Genomic DNA, 11,875 nt, shown 5'->3' on the forward strand with positions numbered 1-11,875 from the left:
GGGGTTTATTTTATTTAAACTGCGCCAGATAGTAGTTCTTTTTGCCGCGGCGAATAACGATGTAAGACTCTCCGAGTCTGCCCAAGTCCTTGGCAACCGCATCAAGCTCTGTTATTTTGACCCCGTTAACCGTCACAGCTCCGCTTTCAATGTCTTGACGAGCTTGGCGTTTGGACGGTGCAGCCCCTACAGCGATAAGCAGATCCACCAAAGGCATATCCTCTTGTTCTAGTGTCGAAGACGGAACATCCTTAAAGGCTTCCTCGATCTCTGTACGAGATAGATCCTGGATATTGCCACTGAATAATGCCGCTGTAATATTAAGCGCGCTCTCCAGGGCGTCTCCCCCGTGCACAAGCTTCGTAACTTCACGAGCAAGCAATTTCTGCGCTTCTCTCTTCTCAGGCTGCGTTTGGACTTCGACTTCCAATTGCTCAATTTCCTCGTGGCTGATAAACGTGAAATACTTCAGGAAGCGAATAACATCGTTGTCCGCTGTACCCAACCAGAACTGGTAGAACTGGTAAGGGGACGTTTTGCTTGCATCCAGCCAAATCGCTCCGCCTTCTGTTTTACCGAACTTTTGTCCATCACTTTTGGTCACAAGCGGCAAGGTTACGCCGTAAGCTCTGCTCTCCGTTGTTTTGCCAATAAGCTCAAGACCGGCTGTGATATTGCCCCACTGGTCACTTCCACCGATTTGCAAGGAACAATTTTTCGTTTCGTTCAGTTTCAAGAAGTCGTAGGATTGCAGAATCATGTAACTGAATTCCGTAAAAGAAATACCTTTTGTGATCCGGGAATCAACGGAATCCTTCGCCAGCATGTAGTTCACTGTGAAGTTTTTACCTACATCGCGCAAAAATTCAATCACATTCAAGGACCCAAGCCAATCATAGTTGTTGACTAGCTCCGCGCTATTTTCGATATCCGATGAAAAGTCCAAAAATCTAGATAGCTGACCTTTAATGCTTTGAGACCATGCTTCTACCGTTTCCGGCCCGTTCAGGGTTCTCTCATTCGCTTTACCACTAGGGTCTCCAATCAAGCCAGTGCCTCCGCCTACGAGTGCTAGAGGAATGTGACCCGCTAATTGAAAGCGGCGCAATGTCAAAATAGGCAGCAAACTGCCGATGTGCAGGCTATCCGCTGTCGGGTCAAACCCGCAATACAAAACGACTCGCTCTTCGCTTAACTTCTTGTCCAAGCCCTCGCGGTCTGTAATTTGATGAAGCAATCCACGAAACTCCAAATCCTTCAAAATCGACATGTTCATCCATCTCCTTTGTTATGTGGGCATACAAAAAAGCCTTCTTATCCACAAGGGACGAGAAGACTTGACTCGCGGTACCACCCTAATTAAAACAGCAGTTACGTACATCTATAGGAACAACGCCCGTGTACGGCTAACTATTTTCACTCAAGAACCTGTAACGGGGTTTAATCGGCAAACACTACTAATGCAGCTTCTGTTGCTGCAAGTTCCCATTCACTGCTCCAGACCGTAATTCACTAACCTGCAGGTACCGGTTCGCACCCTCCACCGGCTCTCTGAAAGCATCCACAAGCTACCTACTGCTGATCTATCTACGCATTTGATACAATTTATATCATAGATTTCCGGCAATTGTCAAACGATGCATCCACCTTTCTTCGACACATCATTACCGCTGGGAGGGCAATTATGGTATACTATTAGGGTTCATGTAAGGAGGATATTGGAACTTATGCGCAATTTTTTCGCCAAAATCAATCGCCCTTGGGTAAGAACGACATTCAAAGTAATCGGAATTACGTTAAAATGGACGCTCATTTCTGCCTTTTTAGCAGGAATCGTGGGCGGCTCCGCGGCATTTGGATATGTCAGTGCACTGGTCAAAAAAGATCCTGTCCGCAGCGAGGAAGAAATTCGCCAGCAGATGCAGGAAAACGCAATAACCGGCTTTGCTTACTTCAATGACGACACGGTCATTGGACAATTGCGAACCGAAGAAGACAGGCGTCTTGCTAAATTGGATGATATTCCGCAAGTATTGTTAGATGCTGTCCTTTCCATTGAAGACAAAGACTTCAACGAACATCACGGAATTGATTTCCGGGGACTTTACCGGGCAGTGACCCAGAAACTGTTGAATGAAGAGGTCCAAACCGGAGGAAGTACGATTACGCAGCAGCTCGCCAGACGGGTATTTTTAACGTTGGATCGAGATGATGGCCGTAAAGCAAGAGAATTGCTGCTCGCTCTGCGGATGGAACGCCTGATGTCCAAAGATGAGATTTTGCTCGCCTATCTGAACAAAATCCCTTACGGAAACGGCTCAACCGGTTACAACCTATACGGGATTAAAGCCGCTGCCAAAGGTCTGTTCGACATTGATGATCTGAGCAAGCTTAACGTAGCCCAAGCCGCCTATCTGGCTGGACTTCCGCAATCCCCTTCTCAGTATTCGGCATTCACAAGTAAACCGGAGTTTGATGAAGATGGCTTTAAAAAGGCTGTTACCAGGCAACAACTTGTACTGAAACGGATGCTCGAAGAAAAGAAAATAACGAACGAGCAATATCAAGCCGCTCTCAAGTTTGATCTGAAAGGATCCATGCCATCTGCCGCTCAAAAAGCATACACGACTTATCCGTATCTGATGATTGAGACGGAACAGGAAGCTGCCGAGATTTTGCTGAAAATTCAAAAGCCAGACCTTGATCCTACCAAAAATCAAGCCGCTTATAATGAAGCTTTAAAAGGCATACATACTCAGCTGCTCCGCGGTGGTTATCAAATTTACACCACGATTGACAAAACGATTTATGATTCCATGCACGAAATCTCAAGCAACGATAAGAACTTTGCACCAAACGATGAGAAAAAAGGCATTGAGCAAGTCGGCGCGATCATGATCGATTCCAAGTCAGGCGCCATCAAGGGAATGATTGAAGGCCGGAACTTCTTCGACGAACAGCTGAATCACGCTACACAAGCGTATAGACAGCCTGGTTCAACGATGAAGCCCATCGCCGCCTACATTCCGGCTTTAGAAAAAGGAGCCATTCAACCGGCAAGTATTGTGGATGACATTCCGATTATTCTCAAAGACGGCGTCAAAGGTTTCCATCTGCCAGAGAACTGGGATCACAAGTTCCACGGGTTGATGACAGCCAGAAAAGCATTGAACCAGTCTTACAATATCCCTGCCATTGATATCTTTTTGAATAAAGTCGGTATTAACGACGCCTGGGATTTTGCGAAAAAGCTGGGGATTACCTCTATTCAAAAAGAAGATTATTACGCCCAAACCGGGGTAATTGGCGGATTAAGCCGCGGTACTTCCGTCAGAGAGCTGACTGGAGCCTACGCTTCTATCCCGAACAAAGGACAATACAATGAAACATTCATGATTCGCGAAATCAAAGATTCGAACGGTCAAACGATTTACTCTCATGATCAGAAGCCGACACAGGTCTACTCCCCACAAAGTGCGTATCTGATTACGGATATGATGAAAACGGTGATTAGCCAGGGTACCGCTACCGATCTAATGAAAAAGTATAAATCTTACGGCAAAATTGAGATTTCAGGTAAAACAGGCTCTACACAAGATGATGCTGATGCATGGTTCATGGGCTTTACACCGGATATTACGGTCGGCGTTTGGATCGGCTATGATCAACCCATCAATAAGCTCTCTTCCAAAACGCTGCAAACGAATCACGCCAAAGACGTCTGGGCCTTAATCATGAATAAAACGATCGAACAGAAGCCGGAGCTCTTCCCTACCAAAACGTTCGCCAAACCTGATGGTATCGTATCGGCAACTGTATCCAGCTTATCCGGTAAGCTGCCAAGCGAATTAACAACAAGCTCGAATCTTCAAGTGACCGATATTTTCAACAAGAAATTCGTGCCTACGGAAGTCGACAATGTCATGGTGAGGATGAAAATCAGCTCCTATAACGGCTTGAACTACATTGCGCAGGATCAAACGCCGATCGATTTCGTTCAAGAAAAAACGGTTATTAAACGCCAGAAATCGATTTCTCAGTTGCTCAAAGAAGTCCAAGACGCGATGAGCAAGCTTCCTGAGAAGAGCAGAAAGCCTATCGATAATTACAAACCGACGGATTATGATGACGATGCGCCTTCTGAAACTGATCCAAGGGTTGATGACGGCAAAGAGCCGACTGCTCCATCGAATATAACAGCAACAAAGTCCGGAGAAACGGTCTCCATCACATTCCAACCAAGCCCGAACCCGGATATAGTCGGTTATCGCATTTATCGTTCGGATAACCGCGGCAAGTTCCAACTACTAGGCGGCAAAGTTGTTTTAGCCGGTGCAGATTCGAAATTTGTGGATACGATCCCTGCATCAAGCCTAATGGGCTACTATGTGACGGCTGTCGATGTTGTTGGTAAAGAATCAGCACCAAGTCGTTCGGCCTATACCGACGGAAGCTCACTTGATTCGCTATTTGTCCCATCCGATGATGGCACACAGATTCCAGGTGCCCCAGGTGCATCCACTCCGCCTACTGGAGCAACTGAACCGCCAAACACGACAACGAAGGATTCACCAGGCGCTCCGACCGGACTTAAAGCCAAAGCAGACGGAGCAGGCATTGTGCTCACTTGGAAAGCAAATGCTGCGAAAGAAAAAGTCAAAAAATATAACGTCTACTATAGCAACAAGGAAAAAGGCACCTACTCCAAACTTGGCACGGTAGAAGGCGGAACAGAGTTTCATTATTATGCAGCAGCTTACAATGGCTTCTACAAAGTAACGGCTGTCAGTGACTCAGGCGAGTCCAAAGCATCTGCCTCCATTGCCTATAATGACTAAAAAAAGAACCTAGTGATGATGATCATCACTAGGTTCTTTTTCTGTTCGTCGTTCAATTCATTCTAATCTTCAATCGTGGATAAGTCGCCTGTTGGGAGATTGAGCTCCCAAGCTTTGAGGACACGGCGCATAATTTTACCGCTGCGCGTCTTCGGCAGCTTGTCTTTGAATTCAATTTCACGAGGAGCAGCATGGGCGGAAAGCCCTTCTTTGACAAATTTGGAAATGTCCGCTTTCAGCTCATCGGAAGGTGTGAAGCCTTCACGCAGCGCGATAAACGCTTTAATGATTTCGCCGCGCATCGGATCAGGCTTGCCAATGACCCCTGCTTCTGCAACCGCAGGATGCTCAACAAGCTTACTTTCAACCTCGAATGGACCTACCCGCTCTCCAGCTGTGTTGATAACATCATCAACGCGCCCTTGGAACCAGAAGTACCCTTCTTCATCTTGATAAGCCGAATCACCGGAAACGTACCAGCCTGTTAAGCGGAAGTATTCTTCATATTTGGCTGGATTATTCCAAATTTTGCGCATCATGGACGGCCAAGGTGTCTTGATCGCCAGGTTGCCCATCCGGTTCGGAGGCAAGACGTTCCCCGCATCGTCGATAATAGCCGCTTCTACGCCCGGAATCGGACGTCCCATGGAGCCAGGTTTAATCGTCATGGACGGATAGTTACAAATAAGCTGTCCGCCTGTTTCCGTCATCCACCATGTATCATGAATACGTTGGTTGTACACTTTCAGTCCCCAACGAACAACTTCAGGGTTTAACGGCTCACCAACGCTCAACACATGGCGAAGCGACGAAAGATCGAATCCGGAAACAACATCATCGCCTGCTCCCATTAACATACGGAAAGCTGTCGGTGCGCTGTACCAAACGGTTACTTTATATTTTTGCAGCGTGTTGTACCAATCCTGAGGACTGAAGCGTCCACCACGGATGACATTCGTAGCCCCATTCAGCCATGGAGCAAAAATGCCGTAGGAAGTTCCTGTAACCCAACCTGGATCGGCTGTACACCAGTAAATGTCGTCTTCTTGGAGATCCAGAACGATTTTACCTGTATAGTAATGTTGAATCATGGCATTCTGTACATGGAAAACACCTTTCGGTTTGCCAGTTGAACCCGATGTATAATGAATAATGAGGCCATCCTCACGATCCAACCACTCGATTTCAAGCTCAGAAGAAGCCGTTTCCATCTCTTTGTAGAAGTCAACATGGCCTTCAGCAGGCTCCACATTTTCACCAACAACGATGATATGCTTCAGATGAGAAAGTTCGCTCGAAGGAACCCGGGAAAGCAAGCTTGGCGTCGTCACAATTGCAACAGCTTCACTGTCTTCCAGACGATCTTTCACCGCTGTTTCCATAAAAGCTTCAAACAAAGGCCCTACAACAGCCCCTACTTTCAACGTTCCTAGCAACGCATAGTACAGCTCAGGCGTACGTGGCATGAAAATAAATACGCGCTCACCTTTGCCGATACCAAGACCACGAAGCACATTACCGAACTGATTGGATCTGTCTTTCATCTGTCCAAATGTTACGGCCTCTTCTCTTTGGTTGTCGCTGTAATAGAGAGCAACTTTATCCTTCTTTGACGATTCAGCATGGCGGTCAATAGCTTCATAAGCCATATTCACTTTGCCTGTTTCGCTCCAGGAAAAGCTCTTTTCGATCTCTTTCCAGTCAAAATTGGCGTGTGTTTCCTCATAATTTTTCATGTTAGGATTAGTAGCTACCGCTTCAACGAGTTCAACTTTCATTTGATCCATGTACGTAAAACCCTCCTCACGAGATAAACCGCTTTCATTTTACTGATGTTTTCGAGCAAAATGTGATCGATTTTTGACATATTCTATTATATCACACGGAGAATTTTTCGCCTACGCCTAAGTTCAGCTTTTATTTGCAAATAAAATTTGGTATAAAGGGACTATGACCTAACCGAGAAGGAATCACTCATATCATGCTGTTTTTCAAAAGGAGAGCTAAGGTTATGCAGCATACCAAAATATATCACTCATTTCGCTTGCGAACAGCTCCCGATCAACCAGAAATTATGATAGAAGGTCCTGTTTCAGCTGACAGCCTGCAAAATCTCACGATGCATAGCAAATTAGATGCCTTCCGCAGACCCAAGGAACAACTGGAAGCACTAATTGAAATTGCCGGATTACCGGAAGGCCGGATCATCATTGCCAGAGATGGCGCTACCATTGTCGGTTACGTTACCTTCCATTATCCAGACGAAATCGAGCGGTGGTCACAAGGAAATATGCAGGATCTAATAGAGCTCGGTGCAATAGAAGTTGCGGATGACTATCGCACCATGGGGCTCGGCAAACGTATGATTCGCCTTGCTTTCGAAGATGAGCAAATGGAGAATGTCATATGCTTCACCACGGAGTATTATTGGCATTGGGACTTGGAAAATAGCAAACTCACCGTCTGGGAGTACAGGCAAATGATGGAGAAGTTGATGAAAAGCGTCGATATGATCTGGTTCGCTACGGATGATCCTGAGATCTGTTCGCACCCTGCCAACTGTCTAATGGTACGTATAGGCAAGCAAGTGCCTATCTCTTCTGTGGAACAGTTTGATCGTATTCGTTTTCAACAGCGTTTCATGTACTAAAGTCAAAAACAAAGGTAAATCTGTCTTTTGGATTTCTAGGACTTCAAGCAAGCATGTTAGCTCATTCGGGGGAATGTGGGATATGAACAAGAAGGCATCAAATCCTGTCTTTATCTATGATGACGAAGAGATTCACTATAAATTTAATGAAGATCATCCCTTTAATCAAGACCGTCTCGTGATGACGGTCGATCTGCTGCGCAAAGCCGGTGCGCTCCCAGACAACGCGCTGTGGGCGCCTCGCTTCGCTACAGACAGCGAGCTGTTGCGGGTTCATGCGCCGGCTTACATCGAAGCTGTGAAAGCGCTTAGCGCTCCCGTGCCGGAGGAACGATGGGTCAAAGAAGCGGCACGCTTCGGACTCGATACCGATGACACGCCATTTTTCCCGGGCATGCACGACGTCACGGCGAAAATTGTTGGCGGTTCCATTACCGCAGCGGAGCTGGTGATGTCCGGCCAAGCCCCGCACGCGCTGCATCTGGGCGGCGGGCTGCATCACGCGCTGCAGAGCAAGGGCGCGGGCTTCTGCGTCTACAACGACGCTTCAGCGGCGATTGCGCACGCCAAAGAGACGTACGGCGCGAAGGTGCTGTACGTCGACACAGACGTGCATCATGGGGATGGCGTGCAATGGAGCTTCTACGCCGATCCCCAGGTATGCACGTTGTCCATTCATGAGACGGGGAAATTTCTGTTCCCCGGCACAGGAGCCGTGAACGAACGCGGAGAAGGCGACGCGTTCGGAACAAGCATTAACGTCCCGGTGGAACCTTACACCGAGGATGAATCGTGGCTGGAATGCTTCGGCGAGGTGCTGACCGAGACGATCGCCCGCTTCCAGCCGGACGTCATTATCTCGCAGCATGGGTGCGATGCCCATGCTTTCGACCCGCTCGCGCATGTGCATTGCTCCATGCGCGTGTACAAGGCCATGCCCGAGCTGATCCACTCCCTTGCGCACCAATGGTGCGAAGGGCGGTGGGTGGCGCTCGGGGGCGGCGGGTACGACATCTGGCGTGTCGTACCACGGGCTTGGAGCCTGCTCTGGCTCGTGATGAGCGAGCAGGCGGTTATCCCCCAGCTGGCGGTGCAGCAGCAGCTGAGGCTCCCCCAGGCGTGGCTGGACGCCTGGCAGAGCAAGAGCCCGGTCCAGCTCGTGGATACGTGGCTGGACCCTGTGGATGCTTGGGCGCCGATTCCGAGGCGCCAGGTCATTACGGAAAAGAACCGGCAAACGAAGGATCTCTCGATGATGTATTTGAAGTAGGCGGCCTACAAAAAAAGAGTTAAGCATGTTGTACATGCTTAACTCTTTTTATATGCTCCCATTTACAGCTGCTTCACAATTTCCTCAACCATTTTATAAGAATTCTCAGATGCTTGAACCGTGAATTCCGCAAAGTTCACATGAGCGGAGCCATCTGCTTTATCAGACATCGAGCGAAGCACGACGTATGGAATACCATTCATGGAACAAACCTGCGCAACGGATGCTCCCTCCATTTCCACACAAACGCCACCAAGCTCTGTATTAAGACCAGCTACTACTTCACGGCTAGCAATGAACTGATCACCGGAGAGCACTCTCCCCTTTTTTACTTTACCTGCAAAAAGTTTCTCGCCTGAAGCAACGGCCAAATCCACCAGCTTGCTATCCGCTTCAAATACAGATTTCGCTTCATAAGGAATGATGCCTCGGGCGAAACCAAGCGGTGTAACATCCATGTCGTGCTGCATGCACTCGCTGGAAACAACAAGATCACCGATATTCAGTGCCGGATCCAAAGCGCCAGCAACACCTGTGAAAATAATGGCTTCAACACCGAATTTATCGATTAAAATTTGCGTGGTTACAGCAGCGTTAACCTTGCCTACGCCAGTGCGGCATACGACGACTTCCTTGCCAAAATACGTCCCTTCTCTGAAGGTAATTCCCGCTTTCACGGTTTCACGCACATCCGACATATGCGCTACAAGCAGTTCAATTTCTTCATTCATTGCACCGATCAGTGCAAGTTTATTCCATGTCATATCATCGATCCTCATTTCCATTATGTATAAAGGAGAAAACCTCTAAGCGGCGTCATCCTCGAAAGGAAGAGCTCACTTAGAGGCTTAAGTTCACTAGGATTGTGTAACAGAGTTACGGTAAATCACTTCATGCGGCAAAATGACCTGCATATTATCCGTTGATTCCTTGTTCATCAACTTCGTCAGAAGACGCATGGATACCGCTCCGATATCATACATCGGTTGAGCGACTGTCGTAAGCGTCGGTCTTACCATGGAAGCCATGCGAATGTTATCCACACTGATTACAGCGATATCTTGCGGTACTTTAAGTCCGCTATCTTGAATCGTGTGAATGGCGCCAATCGCCATCTCATCTGTTGCCGAGAAAATGGCCGTTGGACGTGGGGAAAGCTCCAAGAAATATTTGACAGCGTCGACGCTGGATTCATATCGATAGTTCCCGATACGAACATACTCATCGCGCAGCTCAATTCCTGCTGCATCGAGTGCTTTCTTGTACCCTTGATAACGGGCGAATCCATTAGCCGGATCTTGCAAAGTTCCGGAAATCATCGCAATGTCGCGGTGTCCCGCTGCGATTAACACATTAACGGCATCGAACGCAGCTTTCTCGTGGTCAATATCGACGGAAGGCATCGTTTGTGCCTCATCCTTCGTTCCACATAAGACAACAGGTACGGAAGACGTGCGGAAAGCTTGAATGTGATCTTCAGTCACGACACCACCCATGAAAAGCAAGCCATCGACTTGTTTTTCCAAAAGTGTATTGATGACGCGAATTTCTTTTTCCTTCTTCTTGTCGGCATTACACAAAATAATATTGTAGTGATACATATTCGCAATATCTTCAATTCCGCGCGCTACTTCTGCGAAGATTGAGTTTGAAATATCGGGAATGACGACACCAACGGTTGTCGTTTTCTTACTTGCCAAACCTCTTGCCACCGCATTAGGGCGGTAACCGAGTCGTTCAATGGCTTCAAAAACTTTCTTACGTGTTTGCGGCTTTACGTTCGGATTGTTGTTTACAACCCGGGAAACGGTTGCCATGGATACGCCTGCTTCTCTTGCTACATCATAAATGGTTACGGTCACGGTTACTCTCTCCATTTTCAAAAGTATTCTGCGAGCCTAGTATATTACCGTTATGATACGACAAATTAATCCATCTTGCAATGAAAAATGAAAATACTTTGAAAATAATTTCATTTTGTTTTCAAAAGGTACACAAATATGTACAAAAGCCAATCCATAAGGGATTGGCCGCATGTTGCTTATGTCGAAATTGCGCTCTGTGTGATTTGAGATAACCGTTTGCGAATTTCTTCGGTCCACGGCTCGTCACCAAGCGATTGTGCCAGCAGTAAGATGTCCAGAAGCTCATTTATACGTTCTTCAACAATCTTTTCCATGGAATCATTCATATGTTCTTTCTCAGTTACCTTGAGCAGTAAGAAAGCTACTTCCGATAGCTCATGAAAAAACAGCTGCTGCTTCTCAGGCTTACTCCCCAGCTTGCCGATTAAACCGGTAAGCTCGGGTTTAACATGAGGAACAACTTCACTGCGTCCACAAGCCTCACATGAATAAATAGGTACATTTTCAATATCGACTTTACTTTGATAAATAACCGTACGCAGACGAAGGTTCATCGTGCGTCCGCACTTACAAAACTTTTGCATTCTAACACTCCTTCACTGGCAGGCGGCATGAACATGAATTTCTTGTAATAAAGATATTCTACGATTCTATACGATTTCCTGCCGAAAGGAGAGTAGTAGTTTTTGCCACGAATGGAAGTGTCAAGTTACTTTTCCTGATGTTTATGGAATTGCACCAGCTCGTCCACAAAACGCTTGGAAAATGCCGGTAGATCTGGCGGGCGACGCCCTGAGATGATATTGCGGTCGACCACGACTTCTTCATCGACCCAAGTAGCTCCAGCATTTTCGAGGTCATCGCGAATGCCTGGCGTGGAGGTCATAGTATAGCCATTTACGATTTTCGCTGAAATAAGTACCCAACCGGCATGGCAGATTTGAGCAATTGGCTTCACCGCGGCATGAAACTCCTGTGTAAGGCGGAGCACATCCGGATAACGGCGTAATTTATCAGGAGCCCAGCCTCCTGGCACATAAAGACCGATATAATCCGAGGACTGAACTTCATCAAAGGCAAAATCCGTTGTGATCGGGACGCCATATTTGCCATGATAAACCGTTTTCGCTTTTGGCCCGACGATATCTACGATAACACCCGCCTCGCGCAAACGTAAAACGGGATACCACATCTCCAAATCTTCGAACTCTTCATCAACAAATGCCAATACTTTCGTACCCTTCAATTCCAT

9 protein-coding genes and 1 other annotated feature are annotated in these 11,875 nt (G+C 47.2%); of the genes, 3 read left to right on the forward strand and 6 right to left on the reverse strand.

The window, feature by feature from the left end; genetic code table 11:
- Positions 1-10: 10 nt before the first annotated feature.
- On the reverse strand, positions 11-1,270 hold the full coding sequence (gene tyrS / locus GON05_RS20620) for a tyrosine--tRNA ligase (RefSeq protein ID WP_157321415.1): 1,260 nt from the start codon (positions 1,268-1,270) through the stop codon (positions 11-13).
- A 50-nt stretch (positions 1,271-1,320) separates the two neighbouring features.
- Positions 1,321-1,599 (reverse strand) — a binding site (T-box leader).
- Between the two features lie 128 nt (positions 1,600-1,727).
- On the opposite strand from tyrS, the gene GON05_RS20625 reads away from it, so the two are divergent.
- Positions 1,728-4,838, forward strand: a complete 3,111-nt coding sequence (locus GON05_RS20625) for a transglycosylase domain-containing protein (protein ID WP_157321416.1) — start codon at positions 1,728-1,730, stop codon at positions 4,836-4,838.
- A gap of 62 nt (positions 4,839-4,900) precedes the next feature.
- On the opposite strand, the gene acsA is transcribed toward GON05_RS20625, so the two are convergent.
- Complete coding sequence (gene acsA, locus GON05_RS20630; RefSeq protein ID WP_157321417.1) at positions 4,901-6,625, reverse strand: acetate--CoA ligase; 1,725 nt, start codon at positions 6,623-6,625, stop codon at positions 4,901-4,903.
- 224 nt (positions 6,626-6,849) lie between these two features.
- Here acsA and GON05_RS20635 point away from each other — a divergent pair, with 224 nt between their 5' ends.
- Complete coding sequence (locus GON05_RS20635) at positions 6,850-7,488, forward strand: GNAT family N-acetyltransferase (RefSeq protein ID WP_157321418.1); 639 nt, start codon at positions 6,850-6,852, stop codon at positions 7,486-7,488.
- An 82-nt stretch (positions 7,489-7,570) separates the two neighbouring features.
- The gene (locus tag GON05_RS20640; protein ID WP_157321419.1) at positions 7,571-8,758 is read left to right on the forward strand and encodes an acetoin utilization protein AcuC; all 1,188 of its coding nucleotides are present in this window, start codon (positions 7,571-7,573) and stop codon (positions 8,756-8,758) included.
- A 62-nt stretch (positions 8,759-8,820) separates the two neighbouring features.
- Here GON05_RS20640 and GON05_RS20645 read toward each other — a convergent pair whose 3' ends face one another.
- The 4 genes from GON05_RS20645 to GON05_RS20660 all read right to left on the reverse strand — a co-directional run bounded on the left by GON05_RS20645 (position 8,821) and on the right by GON05_RS20660 (position 11,875).
- Positions 8,821-9,522, reverse strand: a complete 702-nt coding sequence (locus GON05_RS20645; RefSeq protein WP_157321420.1) for a 5'-methylthioadenosine/adenosylhomocysteine nucleosidase — start codon at positions 9,520-9,522, stop codon at positions 8,821-8,823.
- Between the two features lie 93 nt (positions 9,523-9,615).
- On the reverse strand, positions 9,616-10,620 hold the full coding sequence (gene ccpA / locus GON05_RS20650; protein WP_127452146.1) for a catabolite control protein A: 1,005 nt from the start codon (positions 10,618-10,620) through the stop codon (positions 9,616-9,618).
- Positions 10,621-10,799: 179 nt separating this feature from the next.
- A complete protein-coding gene (locus tag GON05_RS20655; protein WP_127452144.1) occupies positions 10,800-11,207 on the reverse strand; it encodes a hypothetical protein in 408 nt (135 codons plus the stop codon).
- Positions 11,208-11,332: 125 nt separating this feature from the next.
- Positions 11,333-11,875 (reverse strand): type 1 glutamine amidotransferase domain-containing protein, encoded by a 543-nt coding sequence (locus tag GON05_RS20660; RefSeq protein ID WP_157321422.1) that lies wholly within the window; start codon positions 11,873-11,875, stop codon positions 11,333-11,335.

This window comes from Paenibacillus anseongensis (genome assembly GCF_009757995.1).
GTDB classification, from domain to species: Bacteria; Bacillota; Bacilli; order Paenibacillales; family NBRC-103111; genus Paenibacillus_E; species Paenibacillus_E chondroitinus.

Excerpts from the sequence above, each read along its gene's own strand:
- GON05_RS20635 (WP_157321418.1), top strand. The coding sequence starts at position 6,850 with ATGCAGCATACCAAAATATATCACTCATTTCGCTTGCGAACAGCTCCC.
- GON05_RS20655 (WP_127452144.1), bottom strand. The coding sequence starts at position 11,207 with ATGCAAAAGTTTTGTAAGTGCGGACGCACGATGAACCTTCGTCTGCGT.
- acsA (WP_157321417.1), bottom strand. The coding sequence starts at position 6,625 with ATGGATCAAATGAAAGTTGAACTCGTTGAAGCGGTAGCTACTAATCCT.
- GON05_RS20640 (WP_157321419.1), top strand. The coding sequence starts at position 7,571 with ATGAACAAGAAGGCATCAAATCCTGTCTTTATCTATGATGACGAAGAG.
- GON05_RS20660 (WP_157321422.1), bottom strand. The coding sequence starts at position 11,875 with ATGGAATTGAAGGGTACGAAAGTATTGGCATTTGTTGATGAAGAGTTC.
- GON05_RS20625 (WP_157321416.1), top strand. The coding sequence starts at position 1,728 with ATGCGCAATTTTTTCGCCAAAATCAATCGCCCTTGGGTAAGAACGACA.
- tyrS (WP_157321415.1), bottom strand. The coding sequence starts at position 1,270 with ATGTCGATTTTGAAGGATTTGGAGTTTCGTGGATTGCTTCATCAAATT.
- GON05_RS20645 (WP_157321420.1), bottom strand. The coding sequence starts at position 9,522 with ATGACATGGAATAAACTTGCACTGATCGGTGCAATGAATGAAGAAATT.